General features: G+C 72.8%; 16 protein-coding genes. 5 read left to right on the top strand and 11 right to left on the bottom strand.

Features of this window, described 5'->3' with window-relative positions; all coding sequences use genetic code 11:
- Positions 1 to 83: 83 nt before the first annotated feature.
- Positions 84 to 554, top strand: a complete 471-nt coding sequence (locus tag ACIBD9_RS08825; RefSeq protein WP_387167304.1) for an aminoacyl-tRNA deacylase — start codon at positions 84 to 86, stop codon at positions 552 to 554.
- A gap of 64 nt (positions 555 to 618) precedes the next feature.
- The gene (locus tag ACIBD9_RS08830) at positions 619 to 1332 is read left to right on the top strand and encodes an RICIN domain-containing protein (protein WP_396715891.1); all 714 of its coding nucleotides are present in this window, start codon (positions 619 to 621) and stop codon (positions 1330 to 1332) included.
- Between the two features lie 19 nt (positions 1333 to 1351).
- Here ACIBD9_RS08830 and ACIBD9_RS08835 read toward each other — a convergent pair whose 3' ends face one another.
- A complete protein-coding gene (locus tag ACIBD9_RS08835) occupies positions 1352 to 2707 on the bottom strand; it encodes an MFS transporter (protein WP_396716185.1) in 1356 nt (451 codons plus the stop codon).
- A gap of 1 nt (position 2708) precedes the next feature.
- Here ACIBD9_RS08835 and ACIBD9_RS08840 point away from each other — a divergent pair, with 1 nt between their 5' ends.
- The gene (locus ACIBD9_RS08840) at positions 2709 to 3716 is read left to right on the top strand and encodes a GlxA family transcriptional regulator (RefSeq protein ID WP_396715893.1); all 1008 of its coding nucleotides are present in this window, start codon (positions 2709 to 2711) and stop codon (positions 3714 to 3716) included.
- Between the two features lie 128 nt (positions 3717 to 3844).
- Here the strand turns inward: ACIBD9_RS08840 and ACIBD9_RS08845 are convergent, their stop codons facing one another.
- The 8 genes from ACIBD9_RS08845 to ACIBD9_RS08880 all read right to left on the bottom strand — a co-directional run bounded on the left by ACIBD9_RS08845 (position 3845) and on the right by ACIBD9_RS08880 (position 12393).
- The gene (locus tag ACIBD9_RS08845) at positions 3845 to 4309 is read right to left on the bottom strand and encodes a hypothetical protein (RefSeq protein ID WP_238662235.1); all 465 of its coding nucleotides are present in this window, start codon (positions 4307 to 4309) and stop codon (positions 3845 to 3847) included.
- Between the two features lie 28 nt (positions 4310 to 4337).
- Positions 4338 to 6290, bottom strand: coding sequence for a VWA domain-containing protein (locus ACIBD9_RS08850; RefSeq protein ID WP_396715895.1), 1953 nt, complete (start codon positions 6288 to 6290; stop codon positions 4338 to 4340).
- 2 nt (positions 6291 to 6292) lie between these two features.
- The gene (locus ACIBD9_RS08855; RefSeq protein WP_396715897.1) at positions 6293 to 7753 is read right to left on the bottom strand and encodes a magnesium chelatase; all 1461 of its coding nucleotides are present in this window, start codon (positions 7751 to 7753) and stop codon (positions 6293 to 6295) included.
- 56 nt (positions 7754 to 7809) lie between these two features.
- The gene (locus ACIBD9_RS08860) at positions 7810 to 8886 is read right to left on the bottom strand and encodes a hypothetical protein (protein ID WP_396715899.1); all 1077 of its coding nucleotides are present in this window, start codon (positions 8884 to 8886) and stop codon (positions 7810 to 7812) included.
- Between the two features lie 76 nt (positions 8887 to 8962).
- Positions 8963 to 9613: a response regulator transcription factor gene (locus ACIBD9_RS08865; protein ID WP_238666568.1), complete on the bottom strand. Its 651-nt coding sequence runs from the start codon at positions 9611 to 9613 to the stop codon at positions 8963 to 8965.
- Complete coding sequence (locus tag ACIBD9_RS08870; protein WP_396715902.1) at positions 9610 to 10854, bottom strand: sensor histidine kinase; 1245 nt, start codon at positions 10852 to 10854, stop codon at positions 9610 to 9612. The genes ACIBD9_RS08865 and ACIBD9_RS08870 overlap by 4 nt, the downstream gene beginning before the upstream one ends.
- A gap of 55 nt (positions 10855 to 10909) precedes the next feature.
- On the bottom strand, positions 10910 to 11407 hold the full coding sequence (locus ACIBD9_RS08875; RefSeq protein WP_396715904.1) for a hemerythrin domain-containing protein: 498 nt from the start codon (positions 11405 to 11407) through the stop codon (positions 10910 to 10912).
- Positions 11408 to 11412: 5 nt separating this feature from the next.
- Positions 11413 to 12393 (bottom strand): aldo/keto reductase, encoded by a 981-nt coding sequence (locus ACIBD9_RS08880; RefSeq protein ID WP_396715906.1) that lies wholly within the window; start codon positions 12391 to 12393, stop codon positions 11413 to 11415.
- Between the two features lie 70 nt (positions 12394 to 12463).
- On the opposite strand from ACIBD9_RS08880, the gene mgrA reads away from it, so the two are divergent.
- The gene (gene mgrA / locus ACIBD9_RS08885; RefSeq protein ID WP_091393918.1) at positions 12464 to 13459 is read left to right on the top strand and encodes an L-glyceraldehyde 3-phosphate reductase; all 996 of its coding nucleotides are present in this window, start codon (positions 12464 to 12466) and stop codon (positions 13457 to 13459) included.
- A 27-nt stretch (positions 13460 to 13486) separates the two neighbouring features.
- Here the strand turns inward: mgrA and ACIBD9_RS08890 are convergent, their stop codons facing one another.
- Positions 13487 to 14407, bottom strand: a complete 921-nt coding sequence (locus ACIBD9_RS08890) for a lytic polysaccharide monooxygenase (protein ID WP_396715908.1) — start codon at positions 14405 to 14407, stop codon at positions 13487 to 13489.
- Positions 14408 to 14531: 124 nt separating this feature from the next.
- Between ACIBD9_RS08890 and ACIBD9_RS08895 the strand changes: the two genes are divergently transcribed.
- Positions 14532 to 14654, top strand: coding sequence for a 50S ribosomal protein L36 (locus ACIBD9_RS08895; RefSeq protein ID WP_030490864.1), 123 nt, complete (start codon positions 14532 to 14534; stop codon positions 14652 to 14654).
- An 87-nt stretch (positions 14655 to 14741) separates the two neighbouring features.
- Here the strand turns inward: ACIBD9_RS08895 and ACIBD9_RS08900 are convergent, their stop codons facing one another.
- Complete coding sequence (locus tag ACIBD9_RS08900) at positions 14742 to 15083, bottom strand: VOC family protein (protein ID WP_396715910.1); 342 nt, start codon at positions 15081 to 15083, stop codon at positions 14742 to 14744.
- Positions 15084 to 15214: the final 131 nt, after the last annotated feature.

The raw sequence follows: 15214 nt of genomic DNA on the forward strand, positions 1-15214 counted from the left end.
TACGCTCGCCGTTTGGAAACGGTGGGATGTCGGCGCCGGCAGTTTCCCGTCCGGTGGCACGCCCGACGGCTACCGTGGCGGGCATGCCATCGCCAGCGATCACCGCCCTGGACGCCGCCCAACTGCCGTATCGGCTGGTCAGCCACGGTGCGGTCGGCAGTCTCGCGGAGGCCGCGGCCGCCCGGGGCGTGGCCGTCCCCGACGTGGTCAAGACGATCGTGGTCCGCCGCAGTGAAGCCGATCACCTGTTCGTGCTCACCCCCGGCGACCGGGTCATCTCCTGGCCCAAGCTGCGCGCCCTGCTCGGGGTGCACCGGCTCTCCATGCCGGACGCGGCGGGCGCCCTGGCCGCCACCGGCTACGAACGCGGCACCATCACCCCGTTCGGCGCGAGCACGGCCTGGCCGGTGGTCGCCGACGAGCGACTGCGCGGCCGGGAGATCACGCTGGGCGCCGGCGAGCGTGGTCTCGCCATCGCGATCGACGCCGACGCCGCGATCGCCGCCCTCGACGCCACCGTGGCCGACGTCACCGACCCGCAGCCCACCCGCTGAACCGCGGCGACCGTCGCACCGCCGGGCTGGCTCCGGCGCGACGTCGTGGGTGAGGATGGCGCGTATGTCCGCGCCCGAGGAACGCCCCGACCCCGCCGGCACCGTCTACGGCGGTCACCGGGCACCGCGCTCCGGCCCGCTGGCCGATCCGTTGCTGCGGGTCGCGTTGGCGGTCGGGGTCGTCGGCGTACTCCTCGGGGTCGTCTTCGCCACCGGGCTGCTCGACGGCGACGACGAGCCGGCCGTGCCGGCGTCGGTCGGTACGCCGTCCAGCGCAGCCCAGCCCAGCGACCCGGCCGGCGAGCCGAGCCCGACCGCATCGGCCGAGCCGTCACCGACCCCTTCGGCGAGCACGCCAGCCGCTCCACCCACCGGGCCCCGGGTGCTGCGCGCCGCCTCGGGCCTCTGCCTGGGGCTCGACGGTGACGGTAAGGAGGCCGAGGCCGAGTTGGCCGTGTGCACCGGCGGCCCGGAGCAGCAGTGGGTGGTCAACCCGGCCGGAGCGGACGTGCTGACGTTGACCAACGCCGCGTACGGGCAGTGCCTCGACGTCGAGGGTGGCAGTCGGGACGACGGCGCGCGGTTGCTCCAGTACCCCTGCCACGGTGGGGCCAACCAGCAGTGGCGGTTCGGTGGGACCGGCACCAGCGCGGTGCTGCTCGTCGCCGCGCACAGCAACAAGTGCGCGCAGGCCGACGACGACGCCGTAGAGGCCGGCGAGGCCATCCGGCAGCGACCCTGCGACGGCCGGCCGGCCCAGCAGTGGACCCTGGGCTGACCGGCCCACGCGCCGCCGTTCAGCCCCGGAAGCTCCACGCCCTGGGCGCGGTCGCGACGACCAGCACGGCCTCCGGCACTCCTCGGCCCGGCCGGCGGCGCAGCAGCAACGACAGCCCGGCGGCGCCGATCGACAGCGCGCCCGCCACGTACCAGGCCATCGCGTAGTCGCCCAGCCGGTCCCGGACCAGCCCCGCACCGGTGGCGGCGACCGCCGCGCCGAGTTGGTGCGCGGCGAACACCCAGCCGAACACCACCGCCCCGGCGCCACCGAAGTACTCCCGGCACAGCGCCACGGTCGGCGGCACGGTGGCCACCCAGTCCAGGCCGTAGAAGACGATGAACACCAGCATGCTCGGCTCGGCGGTACCGGAGAACAGGCTCGGCAGCACCAGCAGCGACAACCCGCGCAGCGCGTAGTACATGCCGAGCAGCAACCGGCTGTCCACCCGGTCGGTGAGCCAGCCGGAGGCGATCGTGCCGACGATGTCGAAGAGCCCCACCAGGGCGAGCAATCCGGCCGCGGTGGTCTGGGCCATGCCGTGGTCGTGCGCGGCCGGCACGAAGTGCGTACCGACCAGACCGTTGGTGGTCGCCCCGCAGATCGCGAACCCTCCGGCGAGCAGCCAGAAGGGTCGGGTCCGGGCCGCGGTGGCCAGCGCGCCGAGCGCCCGGGTCGCCGCGCCGCCGGTCGCCGGCGGCGCCGCGACGACCTCGGTCGCGCCGTAGGCGGGCAGGCCGAGATCCGCCGGGTGCTCGCGCAACAACCACACCACCAGGGGTACGACCGCCAGCGCCGCCGCGGCCACGACGAGTGCGGCGGTACGCCAGCCGTGGTCGCGTACCAGGATGGCGATCAGTGGCAGGAACACCAACTGTCCGGCCGCCCCGCCTGCGGTCAGCACTCCGGTGACCAGGCCCCGCCGGTGGACGAACCAACGTCCGGTGACGGTGGCCACGAACGCCAGCGCCATCGAACCGGTGCCCAGCCCGACCAGCACACCCCAGCAGAGCAGGAGCTGCCAGCTGGCGGTCATGAAGACCGTCAACCCGCTGCCCGCGGCGACCAGCAGCAGTGCCACCGAGACCACCCGGCGGATGCCGAACCGGTCCATCAGGGCGGCGGCGAACGGCGCGGTGAGCCCGTAGAGCAGCAGGTTGACCGAGACGGCCGCGGAGATCGTGGCCAGCGGCCAGCCGAACTCCTCGTGCAGCGGGTGCAGCAGCACCGACGGGGTGGCGCGGAAGCCGGCCGCGCCGACCAGCGCCACGAAGGCGACGGCGGCGACCAGCCAGGCGGGATGCAGACGGCGGTTCTTGGTCACGGGACAAGTCTGAGCTGGCCCACTCACCTCGACGAGTGGCCGGAAAGCCATCATGCGCAATAATCGGGCCATGACCGCTCGCCCGCACCGGATCGCCGTACTCGCTCTGCACCAGGTGGTTGGCCTGGACCTCGGCACCCCGTCCCAGGTCTTCAGCACCGCCCGGGCCACCGACGGGACACCGTTCTACGACGTCCGGGTGTGCACCCCGGGCGGGCAGCCGGTGCGTAGCACCGCCGGTTTCCAGGTGGTCCCCGACCACGGTCTGGAGCTGCTGGACACCGCCGACACGGTGATCGTCCCGGGCATCCACGACGGCACCCCGTTGACCTCGGGCACCGTCGAGCCGGAGGTGACCGGGGCGCTGCGCGCGGCGTACGAGCGGGGTGCCCGGATCATGTCGATCTGCACCGGGGCGTTCGTGCTCGCCGCCGCCGGGCTCCTCGACGGGCGGAGGGCGACCACCCACTGGGCGTACGCCGAGCGGTTCCGCCACCTGCACGCCCGGGTGGACCTCGACCCGGGTGTGCTCTTCATCGCCGACGACCGGGTGCTCACCTCGGCCGGAGTCGCCGCCGGCATCGACCTCTGCCTGCACGTCATCCGCCTCGACCACGGCAGCGAGGTGGCCAACCGGGCGGCCCGCCGTTGCGTGATGCCACCGTGGCGGGACGGCGGCCAGGCGCAGTACATCGAGCAGCCGGTGCCGAAGGCGACCGACACCAGCACGGCGGGCACCCGGGAGTGGGCCCGGCAGCGGCTGCACGAGCCGATCGCACTCCGCGACCTGGCCGAGCAGGCGCGGATGAGCGTCCGGACCTTCACCCGACGCTTCCGGTCGGAGACCGGCCTCAGCCCGGCCCAGTGGCTGCTGCAACAGCGCACCGACCACGCGAGACTGCTGCTGGAGACGACCGACCTCACCGTCGACCAGATCGCCCACCGCTCGGGTTTCGGTACCACCGCCGCCCTACGCCAACAACTCCACCAACGCATCGGCGTGGCCCCGTCCACCTACCGCCGCACCTTCCACCCCCGCCCCGAGTTGGTCGAAACCTGATCCGCCAGCGGCCCTCGCCCTCGCCCTCGCCCTCGCCGATCTTGCACTTTGGGTTGCCCGAAAATCCCTTACGTCTATTTTTGTCGAGACAGAAAGTGCAAGATCGACGAGGGCCTCGGGGCCGCGGGTCACGAGCGGAGCAGGTGCAGTTGGGACTGGTGTTTGGGCAGGTGCACCCGGGTGTGCAGGTCCAGGGTGCGGGACCAGGGCAGCGGCTCGTCGACGATGAGGTCGAAGCCCTCGCGAAGGTGCGTCTCGACCGGGGTCTCCGCGGCCAGGCCGAGCTGGTCGACCAGCCCGCACAGCCGGTCGCTGGTGCCGTGCAGCAGCGCGGTCAGGCCACGCAGACCACCCTGCTCGGCAGCGAGCGCGTCGAGCTGCGGACGGTGAATGTCCTCTTCCAACTCGTAGTAGGCGAACGGCGACCCGGCCAACAACGCCTCGGTGGCCTGGATCATCAGCTCGTCGTTGGCGACCAGATGCGCGACGATCTGCTCGGCGCTGAGCTGCCCCTCCGGAGCCGGACCGAACCCGCCAGCGTCGACCTCCGCGAACAGGGCACCGTAAGCCCGCCGCAATCCCCCGCTCTCCATCCCCCCAGTCAACCCGCCCCGCCGGCGGTTAGCGGCGGGATTGGCGGGAGCGGAGGTAGTCGCTGACCACGTACTCGCCCAGGTCGTCGGTGTCCGGGGTGAACATGCGGCCCCGGCTGCGGCGGGCCACCGCGTCTACGAAGCGCCGCAGGCCCGGGTCGTCGCCGAGCATGAACAGGTTGAGCGTGGCGCCGTAGCGGCTCAGCCGGTCCACCTCGCGGACCGTCGCCTCGATCGTCTCCGGCAGCGGTGGCCAGTGGAACAGCGCCTCGCCGTCGTCCGGGTCCAGGTGGGCGGTCGGCTCGCCGTCGGTGACCACCAGCACGATCGGCTCGGCGTCCGGGTGGCGGCGCAGGTGCCGGCCCGCCAACCGCAGCGCGTGCTGGAGGTTGGTGCCCTGCTCCATGTCCGGCTCCACGGCCGCCAACTCCTGCTGGGTGAGCGTCATCGCCTCCCGGCCGAAGCCCACGATCTGCAGCGCGTCCTGCGGGAATCGCGTCTCCATCAGGTGTGCCAGCGCCAGTGCCGTCTGCTTCATCGGCCCCCAACGACCCTGGGAGATCATCGAGTACGACAGGTCGACGCAGAGCACCACCGCGGCCGAGGCCCGCCTCTCGGTCTCCACCACCTCGAAGTCGTCCACCTCGAGCTGCACCGGAACGGTCGGCCCGGCCCTACTGACCGCCCGGGTCAACGTCCGGACCACGTCCAACGGTTGCTCGTCGCCGTACTGCCAGGGCCTGGACGCACCGCTGACCTCGCCCGCCGCACCGGCCGAGCGCAGGTCGTGCTGGCCGCGCGGCCCGGCGGTCAGCTCGGCGAAGACCTGCCGCAGCGCGGTCCCGCCGAGCCGGCGCAGCGCCTTCGGGCTCAGGGTGAGCCCTTCCGCGTCCCGGCTCACCCAACCCTGGCGGCGCAGCTCCCGCTCCAGATCGCGCAGCCGGCGAACGTCGTCGGCCGCGTCCCGGCCCAGCGTGCGGGCCACCGCGTCGACGTCCACGTCGTCGAGGGTCGCCCCCGGGTGTTCCTGGTCGAGTTGGTCCAGCAGGTCGTCCAGATCGCCGATCTCACCCAGCGCGCCGGCCGCGTCCGCGTAGTCCAACGGCTGGTCGCCGCGGACCCGCTCGCCCCGTCCCCAGCGCAGATCGGGTCGCAGGGCCCGCAGGTTCGCGTCGAGGGCGGACAACTCCCCCGCGAGGCGGTCGCCGAGCGACTGCTGCATGAGGCCGGCCAGCTCGGCGCGCTGCCGCTCGGAGAGCGAGTTCATCAGCCGCTCACCGGCAGCCGCCCGACGGGCCAGCACGTCGATCAACTCGTCGACGGTCTCCGGCTTCTCCGGGAAGAAGTCGCCGTGCCGGCGCATGAACTCGGCGAACGCGTCGGTGGTGTCCTCCGCGCGACCGTGCCGGGCGAGCAGGTCGTTCAGGTCACCCATCATCTCGGCGAGCCGCTGCTGGGCGGCCGGGTCGGCGGAGGCGCGCACCGCGTCGCGCAGCCCGGCGAAGCGCTGACCGAGCACGTCGTCGCGGAGCTGGTCGAGGATCTGCTGGTACGAGCGGCGGGCGTCGTCGCTGACCCACTGGTAGCCGGACAGCTCCTCCACCGCCCGCGCGGTCGAGCGGGGCAGATTGTCCAGTACCGCCTCGGCGAAGCGGGCGGCCTCGTCGTCGCGACCCCGCAGCTCGTCCCGCTCGGCGGCGAGGGCCTGGTCGAGCAGGGCCTGGGCCCTGGTCACCGCGCCGTCCAGGTCGCCCCGGCGCAGCGCCTCCCGGCGTAGCCGCCGAGCCCGGGCGGCCAGGTCGTCCAGGCCACCCCGCCCCTGCGGGCCACGGCGCAACAGGTCGCGCAGCGCCTCCCGGAGGCTGCCGCCGGCCAGCACCTCCGCGCCGACCGCGTCCACCGCCTCGCGCACGTCGTACGGGGGTGCGAGCGGGTCGGGCCCGCCGTTCCACTGCCCGTAACGGAACCGGTTGCCGGCCACGGTCAGCCCCGGCCGCCGTAGACGGTGCGCCCCGAGTCGGTGACGTCCTTGCCGAGCCGGCGGGTCAGGTGCAGCCCTTCCAGCACGAACTCGACGGCCGCGGCGGCCTCCTCCGAGGTGGGCGCGTCGCCCAGGTCGAGCCGGTCCAGGACCTTCGCCAACCCGGGTACGGTGCCGACCTGGCGCAGCAGCTCGGCGGCGCTGACCAACTCGCCGGTCTCGATCGCGGCGCCGTCTTCCACCAGGGCGGTGAACCCGGACAGGTCCAGCCCGGCGAGGTGGGCGCGGAATGTCTCGGCGGTCGCGGTACGCAGCAGGTGCGCGAGGATCTCCGTCTCCCGGCCCTCCTCGCCGCTCTCGAACTCGACCTTGCCGCGCAGCGTGCTGGTCACCGACACCGCGTCACCGACGCGGGCGACAGCGGCCTCGGGGCGTCCCTCCGGGGTGCCGGAGGCGGCCAGCAGCCCGGCGCGACGCAGCGCGGCACCGGCGACCGTCTCGGCGGCGGCGATGGCGAACCGGGCGGAGACACCGGAGCGCGGGTCCACCGACGGCGACTCCCGGACGGCGCGGGCGAAGCGGGCCAGCACCTCCAGCACGTGCTCCGGTACGTCGGCGACCAGATCGGCCTCCTGACGGATCAGCGCCAGCTCCAACTCCAGGTCGACCGGGTAGTGGGTGCGGATCTCCGCGCCGAACCGGTCCTTGAGAGGAGTGATGATGCGGCCCCGGTTGGTGTAGTCCTCCGGGTTGGCGCTGGCCACCAGGAGCAGGTCCAGTGGCAGGCGCAGTTGGTAACCGCGAACCTGGATGTCCCGCTCCTCGAGCACGTTGAGCAGCGCCACCTGGATGCGCTCGGCCAGGTCGGGCAGTTCGTTGACGGCGAAGATGCCCCGGTTGGTGCGCGGTACCAACCCGAAGTGGATGGTCTCCGGGTCGCCGAGGGTACGACCCTGGGCGATGCGGATCGGGTCGACGTCACCGATCAGGTCGCCGACGCTGGTGTCCGGGGTGGCCAACTTCTCGCCGTACCGCATCGAGCGGTGCAGCCAGCCGATGGGCAGATCATCGCCGGCCTCGGCGACCTGGGTGCGGGACGCCGGGGTGAGCGGATGCATCGGGTGCTCGTTGAGCACCGAGCCGGGGATGACCGGGGTCCACTCGTCGAGCAACGCGCCCAGCGCGCGGATCAGCCGGGTCTTGCCCTGGCCGCGCTCGCCGAGCAGCACCATGTCGTGCCCGGCGAGCAGGGCCCGCTCGACCTCGGGCAGCACGGTGTCGTCGTAGCCGACGATGCCGGGGAATCGGGTCTCGCCGGAGCGCAGCCGGGCGAGGAGGTTGTCGCGGAGTTCCTGCTTGACGGTGCGGTACTGGTGACCGGCCGCCCGTAGCGCGCCGAGCGTGCCGGGCAGGTCGGCCGGTGGAACCGGGATTACCGGGGTAGGCGCAGTCACCCGACCCACGCTAGCTCACTTTCGCGGGGGTGCCCCGGGCATAAGGGGCACCCCCGCTACCACCCTCAGCCCCGGTCGCAACGCTGGCAGGCGCCGCGGCGGCGCAGGTGGTACGCGTAGGTGGCCGCCCCGAGCGCCACGCCCCACGCCGGCCAGAGCAGCATCGGCGCCCCGGTGATGCTCAAGCCGCCGGTCAGCCGCCAGAACTGGGGGTTGCTGAGCAGCCCCAGCGAGGCCGCGGTCACGGAGATGGCTACCAGGGTGGCCGGCACCACGGCCAGCTTCACCGGCACCCGCCGGCCGGCGAGCCCGAGCATCCAGCGCGGGAACCGCTCGCCCCAGCGCTGCACCAGGCCGAGGGTGAGGATCGCGCCGACGGTGGCGAACGCGGCCAGCCCGAACCCGGCCCAGACCAGCCCGGTGTCCTGCATCTCGGTCAGGAACTCGCGGGAGATGCCGAGCGGGATGCCGGCCGCCCAGGCAAACCGGGTCAGCGCGTACGTGAACGGGATGGCCGCGGCGATGCCGACGGCCCACCGACCCCAGCGGGTGGCGGCGGCCGGGGTGGTCCACCCCTGGCCGGTGTCGGCGCGGCCGCAGCCGACGCAGGCCCCGACGGTACGGCGCTGCCAGGTGAGCACCGCCCCGACCAGCAGCAGTCCGCCGGCCAGCGCCGCGAACCGGCCGAACAGCGCCCAGTTGAAGATGTCGGAGTAGTCGACCGGCGGCCAGCCGAACGGCGCACCGACGATCAGGATCGGCAGGTAACCGAGGACGATCAGCACCCGGACGTCCGGCACGACCAGGACGAGCACGAACGCGACCGCCCAGCCGTAGCCGGCGAGCAGCGTCCGCAGCGGGCCGGGTGGGCGCGCCGCCGGGCGGCTCATGGCCAGCGCGGCGACCGCGGCGGTGAGCAGTACGCCGGCGAAGAGCGGGGTGGCCACCTCCACCGGCACGAGGCGCAGCAGGCTGACGTCGCCGCCGTGGGGGTCGTTCGGGCCGAACGGGTAGCCGGCGCCGGTGAGTGTGCCGACCAGGGCGAGTACGCCCCACAGGCCGAACCATCCGGCGGCCAGTGGGGCGAGCCGGTCCGGCCAGCGGGAGCCGGCGCGGGGTCGGGAGGCAGTGATCGTTGTCATGCTCTCAGCCTGGTCCGACAGCAGGTCGGTGCCCTCCCGGCCGGCGGTGAACCCACTCCCCCGGTCGAGGGACCGATCAGCCCGACGGGGTGACGAAGCCGGACTCGTAGGCGGCGATGACCGCCTGGGTACGGTCGCGGACGCCCAGCTTGGCCAGCACGTTGCCGACGTGCGTCTTCACCGTCTCCACCCCGACCACGAGGTGCGCGGCGATCTCCGGGTTGGACCGGCCGGTGGTCATCAACCGCAGCACCTCGGCCTCCCGTTCGGTGAGCCGGGCGGCGCTCAACCGGTCGCCGCCCGCCGGCCCGTACGCCCCGACCAGCTGGCGGATCGCGGCCGGGAAGAGCAGCGACTCACCCGCCGCGACCACCCGGACCGCCTCCACCACCTCGGCGGGACGGGCCCGTTTGAGCAGGAACCCCGAGGCGCCGGCGCGCAGCGCCTCGTAGACGTACTCGTCGTTGGCGAACGTGGTGACCACCAGCACCCGGGGCGGGTCGGCGGAGGTGGCCAGCAGGTGCCGGGTGGCCTGGATGCCGTCGATGCCGGGCATCCGCACGTCCATCAGCACCACGTCGGGCCGGTGCCGGGCGACCAGCGGCGGCACCTCGGCCCCGTCGGCGGCCTCGGCGAGCACACGCAGGTCGGGTTGGGCGTCGATGATCGCCCGCAGCCCGATCCGGATCAGCTCGTCGTCGTCGACGATGAGGACGCCTGTGGTCATCGCGTCTCCTCGTAGGGCAGGCGGGCCCGGATCAGCCACCGGTCGCCGTCCGGGCCCACGGTGAGCCGGCCACCGAGCAGCAGCACCCGCTCCCGCATGCCGTCCAGACCTCGACCGCCCCGCCCCAGCCGGGCCCGGGCGGGGTGGTTCACCGCGTTGACCAGTTCCAGCTCCAACGCGTCCCGGTGCAGGCTGAGGCGTACCGTCACCGGCCCGTGGCCGTGCCGGGCGGCGTTGGTCAGTCCTTCCTGGACGATCCGGTAGCCCTCCCGGGAGACCGCCGCGGGCACCCGCGTCGGGTCGCCGGCGCGATGCGCGTCCACGGCCAGGCCGGCCGCGCGGGCGTCGGTGACCAACCGGTCCAGGTCGGCGAGGGTACGCTGCGGCGCCACCACGGGCCGGTCGCGTCCGTTCTCCCGGAGCAGCCCGAGCACGTGGTCGAGGTCGTCCATCGCGGTCCGTCCGACGTCCTCGATGGCGGTGAGTGCCCGCCGGACGAACTCCGGGTCGGTGTCGAGGACCTCGCGGGCGGCCCCGGCCTGAAGGGTGGCCACGGTCAGCGCGTGACCGACCGAGTCGTGCAGCTCCCGGGCCAGCCGGTTGCGTTCGGCGAGCCGGGTGGCCTGTGCTTCGAGGGCGGCGATCCGCTCCGCCTGGGCCGGGCCGAGCAGCACCGGCGCCATGGACCCGGCGAGCGCGCCGAGCCCGGCGACGGCGTAGCCGAGGCCGACCAGCAGGAGCACCCCGGTCAGGGTCAACCATCCGCTGTCCTGTCCGTCCAGCGGCCCGAACCGTTCCCGGCTGGTCAGCTCGGTGCCGACGCCGAACTGTTGGGCGATGAACGCCAGCGCCATCGGTAGGGCGCTGAACAGCGCGAGCATCACCAGCGCGCCGACGATGAGGTGGGTGGCGATCCAGAGCGCGCTGCGCAGCCGGGTCTCCCGGTCGCCGTGGTGCCCGGGCGCGGGTTCGGGCAGGTCGACACCGAGCAGGGCCCGGACGGCGGCGATCTCCAGTGCTCGACTGCCGTCCAGCAGCAGCGGGACGACGGCGATCAGCACCGCGATGACCAGCAGGACGTACACAAGTGGGCGCGGGATCGCCGAGTCGGCGAGCAGTTGGGCGAAGGTCACCACGAGGAGCCCGTACGGCAGCGCCAGCACGCCGCCGAGCAGCAGGAACACGCCGCGTCGCCAGGTGGTGCCGGCGACCAGCGGGGCCAGCGCCGCTCGGAGGTTCACCTCGCCATTCTGCTGCCCGGATCGGCCCCGGCAACTCCCCCGCGTCGGGGAGATGTCAGCGGTGGTCGGCGACGTACTGCTGCGGGTCCTTGTCGCGGAAGGGCAGGTTGCGGCCGTTCTTGTGCTCGCCGTAGAAGGTCAGCCAGCGTTGGCCCAGCTCGGCGCGGAGTTCGGTGCTGGCGTGCCGGCGGAAGTCGGGCAGCGCCTCGTCCTCCTCCTCGGCCAGGTGTTCGCTGTTCTCCCGGCGGGCCGTGCCGACCGCCTCCCACCACTGGTCCGAGCCGACCGGGTGCAGCTTCGCCTCGGCGATGGCGTCGCGGATCTTGTTGTGGTCACCGATCGCGTCTTCGGTCTCGTCCTCGCCGTCGTCGCCGTGCTTGACCAGGTGCGGGTAGAGGATCGCCTCCTCCGCCTCGGCGTGGATGTCCAGGTGCAGGGCGAGGGCGTCCCAGATGGCGAGCATCTCCTGCTCGTCGCGGGCGTCGTCGAGGCGGGCGAAGCCACGCCGGAAGGCGGCGTGGTCGTCCAGGATCAGCGTGGTGATGTCGTCCACTGTGCTCACTTTCCCGTTGCGTTGGCGAACCGGGCCCGCAGCATCGCGGGCATCGCGGCGAGTCCGGTCGTGGGGCGGAAGCGTTTCGCGGCCTCGGCCAGCGCCGCGTACTCGTCGTCGGCGAGGTCGATGTCGGCGGCGGCGGCGTTGCGTTCCATCTGCTCGACCCCGGACGCGCCGGGGATGGCGAGCACGTTCGGGTGGCGCAGCAGGTAGGCGAGCGCGATCTGACTGGGGGTGGCGTCGTGGGCGTCGGCGACCTGGCGCAGGGTGTCGATCAGCGCCGCGCCGCGCTCCAGGTTCTCCGGCAGGAAGTACGAGTTGGCACGCCGGACCGCGCCGGTCGGCGGGTTCTTGGCGTCGTAGCGGCCGGAGAGGAAGCCCTGCGCCAGCGGGCTGTACGCGATGACCACCCGACCGGCCTGCCGCGCGTACGGCAGCAGGTCCTGCTCGGGCGCGCGGTCCAACATGCTGTAGCGGACCTGGTTGCTGAGCACCCGCCGGCCGAGCGCCGCTTCGGCGACCTGCCAGCGGCGCAGCCCGTAGTTGCTCACCCCCACCTCGCCGACCAGGCCGACATCCTGCAGGGTTCGCATCCCGCGCATGGTGGTGTGGTCGGCGACGAGCGGGTGGGGCTGGTGCACCTGGTAGAGGTCGATGCTGGTGACGCCGAGCCGGGCCGCCGAGGCGACCGCCCGCTGCTGCACCACCGCGGCCACCGGCAGCACCGGCAGGATCTTGGTGGCGACCACCACCTTCGGTCGGTCGTCGCCGAGGGCCGCGCCGAGGATGCGTTCGCTGCGCCCGAAGCCGTAGACCTCCGCGCTGTCGAAGACCGTCACGCCCAGCTCGACGGCCCGACGGACGATCTGCGCCGCCTGCCGCTCGAAGTCCGGGCCGTACCCCCATTCCCGGGAGCCGAACTGCCAGGTGCCCAACCCGATCTTGGACAGCGGTTTGGGGGTGTCGAGCGCAATGAAACGCATGGCGTCGAAACTACCCCGATGTCCCGGTTTCCACGCCCGATCGGCAGCACGCTGGGCCGGAGCTAGGCTCATGATCGTGACCTACCTCGCCGCGGATGACCGCTACGACACCATGACCTACCGGCGCAGCGGACGCAGTGGCCTGCGGCTGCCCGCCGTCTCGCTCGGGCTGTGGCACAACTTCGGTCCGGACCGCCCGTTCGAACGGCAGCGCGACATCGTGCGCCGCGCCTTCGACCTGGGTGTCACCCACTTCGACCTGGCCAACAACTACGGCCCGCCGCCCGGTTCGGCGGAGGAGAACTTCGGCCGGATGCTCGCCACCGACCTGAAGCCGTACCGGGACGAGCTGGTCATCTCCAGCAAGGCCGGGTACCTGATGTGGCCCGGCCCGTACGGCGAGTGGGGCTCGCGCAAGAACCTGATCTCGTCGCTGGACCAGTCGCTGGGCCGGATGGGACTGGACTACGTCGACATCTTCTACTCGCACCGGTTCGACCCGGACACCCCGCTCGAGGAGACGATGGGGGCGCTCGACGCCATCGTCCGCTCCGGCAAGGCGCTCTACGTCGGCATCTCGAACTACAACTCGGAGCAGACCACCCGGGCCGCCGCGATCCTGCGCGAGCTGGGTACGCCGCTGCTGATCAACCAGCCGTCGTACTCGATGCTCAACCGCTGGACCGAGTCCGACGGCCTGCTCGACACGCTGGAGCAGGTCGGCGCGGGCTGCATCGCGTACAGCCCGTTGGCCCAGGGCCTGCTGACCGACCGTTACCTGGGCGGCATCCCGGCCGACTCGCGGGTTCGCACAAGCGTCTTCCTCAACGAGAGCGACCTCAGCGAGGAGAAGATGGCCACGATCCGTGGGCTCGGCGCGGTCGCCGAGCGGCGCGGCCAGTCGCTGGCCCAACTCGCGTTGGCCTGGGCGCTGCGTGACCCGCGGATGACCAGCCTGATCATCGGGGCGAGCAGCGTCGAGCAGTTGGAGACGAACATCGCCGCGCTGGACAACCTCGACTTCACGGCCGACGAGTTGGCCGAGATCGAGCGCCACCTCGGCTGAACGCCGCCGGGCCCCGGGCGGGCCGGGTCACCAGATCCGGCGCCGCCCGGCCCGGTGGTTGCGCACCTCGCACTGCCGGCCCACCGGTGCGGCGGCGCCGCGACGTCGCCGTCCGGCCCCGATCAGCAGCGCCAGGACCAGCACGGCGGCGGCACCGGCCAGCACCGGCCACCGGCCGCCGAGGTCGGTCACCGAGGCCACCGGCACGCCCGGGTCGGCCGCCGCCGGCGCCGCCGACTCGGTGGCGGTCGACACACTGGCGGCGGTACGCGGAGCAGCCGGCGCGCTCTTCGCCGCGCCGGCCTTCGCGGGGGTGGCGGTGGCCTTGGCACCACGGAACACCACGTCCGAGCAGGAGTAGTAGGTGTCCGGGGTGTTGGAGTTCTGCCAGATCGTGTAGATCAGGTGCCGGCCGCTGCGGCCCGCCGGCAGCCGGCCCGCCAACTGGTACGCCCCGGCCCGCACCGGCGGGTCGGTCAGCGTCAGGAACGGGCGCGACTCCAGATCCGCCCAGGTCAGCTTCTTGCGGGGGTCGTAGTCGGGCGTGGTGACGTAGAGCCGGAAGGTGCCCCGGTGCTCGATGGTGGTCCGGTACCGGAAGGTGAACGTGGCGCCGGTGGTCAGCTCGGTGCTCGGCCAGTCGGTGCGGGGCAGGTCCAACCCGCGGTACGCGGACAGCCCGCCGCTGCACAGCTCACCGTCCGGGATCCGTTCCCGGTCTCGCCCGTTGATGGCGGCGACGCGTACGTTGTCCCATTCACGCACCGCCGCGCCGGCCTGGATCGCCGCCCGGCAGGCGCTGGTGGTCGCGTAGCGGCCCTCGGGTCCGCAGGCCGCCGCGCGACTGACCGGGTCGGTCGGGGCACCGTGGGCGACGGCGGGCGTGGCGGCCAGGGGCACGGTCGCGGCAGCGACCAGTACCGTGGCGAGGAGCCGGCGTACGGGCATGAGGATGACCTCCGCCCACTGGTACGGCTGCGAGGCGGCAAAGGTTCGACGCTGACCGGCCGGGAATCCGGCGGGTGGGTGTGGCGTTTCGATACACGGAACCGCTTGCACCGAGGAGGCAGAGATGAAGGTACGTAGCTCGTTGCGTGCACTGAAGCAGAAGCCGGGTTCGGTGGTGGTCCGCCGTCGCGGCCGGGTGGTCGTGGTGAACCGCGCCAACCCGCAGTGGAAGAGCCGTCAGGGCTGATCCAGCCCTTAACGGACATACCGTCTTTAACGCCCTGACCGGGTCATCCGGTCAGGGCGTTTCGCGTGTGGCGGGTCGAGCGCCCGGTCAGGCGGGCGCGCCGCCGAAACCGATCTCGTTGCCGTCCGGGTCACGGAAGATGGCCTTGCGGACGCCGTTGTCGTAGGTCTCGCGTTCGGTCGGCTTCAGGCCGCGCTCGGCGATCTGGGCGAGCCGGGCGTCGAAGTCGTCGACGAAGATGGTGTGCAGGGCGTGCCCGGCGTGCTCGTGCCGCACCTCGATGAAGACGTACCGGTGCTCGGCAAGCTCCCACACCGCCTCGGTGTCGTTGGGCAGGAACGCCGGCGGGGCACCGAGTAGTTGCTCGTACCAGGCCGCTGCCGGGCCGTAGTCGTGGACGGGGATACCCGCGAAGAGGTCAATGGCCATCGGGCCATGGTAAGGGCGCGGACCGACGCACCGGCCCGGACAATGAAAAGACACGGACAGGTGCTTTTCTTGACCCGAAACCGCTGGTGGCGCGTGCCCGATGCGGGACGCCTAATCACGCCTGTTCATTG

Source organism: Micromonospora sp. NPDC050784, assembly GCF_044456765.1.
Taxonomy (GTDB): domain Bacteria; phylum Actinomycetota; class Actinomycetes; order Mycobacteriales; family Micromonosporaceae; genus Micromonospora; species Micromonospora foliorum.

Coding starts and splice junctions, on each gene's coding strand:
- ACIBD9_RS08825 (WP_387167304.1), top strand. CDS start 84: ATGCCATCGCCAGCGATCACCGCCCTGGACGCCGCCCAACTGCCGTAT.
- ACIBD9_RS08830 (WP_396715891.1), top strand. CDS start 619: ATGTCCGCGCCCGAGGAACGCCCCGACCCCGCCGGCACCGTCTACGGC.
- ACIBD9_RS08835 (WP_396716185.1), bottom strand. CDS start 2,707: ATGGCTTTCCGGCCACTCGTCGAGGTGAGTGGGCCAGCTCAGACTTGT.
- ACIBD9_RS08840 (WP_396715893.1), top strand. CDS start 2,709: ATGCGCAATAATCGGGCCATGACCGCTCGCCCGCACCGGATCGCCGTA.
- ACIBD9_RS08845 (WP_238662235.1), bottom strand. CDS start 4,309: ATGGAGAGCGGGGGATTGCGGCGGGCTTACGGTGCCCTGTTCGCGGAG.
- ACIBD9_RS08860 (WP_396715899.1), bottom strand. CDS start 8,886: ATGACAACGATCACTGCCTCCCGACCCCGCGCCGGCTCCCGCTGGCCG.
- ACIBD9_RS08865 (WP_238666568.1), bottom strand. CDS start 9,613: ATGACCACAGGCGTCCTCATCGTCGACGACGACGAGCTGATCCGGATC.
- ACIBD9_RS08880 (WP_396715906.1), bottom strand. CDS start 12,393: ATGCGTTTCATTGCGCTCGACACCCCCAAACCGCTGTCCAAGATCGGG.
- mgrA (WP_091393918.1), top strand. CDS start 12,464: ATGATCGTGACCTACCTCGCCGCGGATGACCGCTACGACACCATGACC.
- ACIBD9_RS08890 (WP_396715908.1), bottom strand. CDS start 14,407: ATGCCCGTACGCCGGCTCCTCGCCACGGTACTGGTCGCTGCCGCGACC.
- ACIBD9_RS08895 (WP_030490864.1), top strand. CDS start 14,532: ATGAAGGTACGTAGCTCGTTGCGTGCACTGAAGCAGAAGCCGGGTTCG.
- ACIBD9_RS08900 (WP_396715910.1), bottom strand. CDS start 15,083: ATGGCCATTGACCTCTTCGCGGGTATCCCCGTCCACGACTACGGCCCG.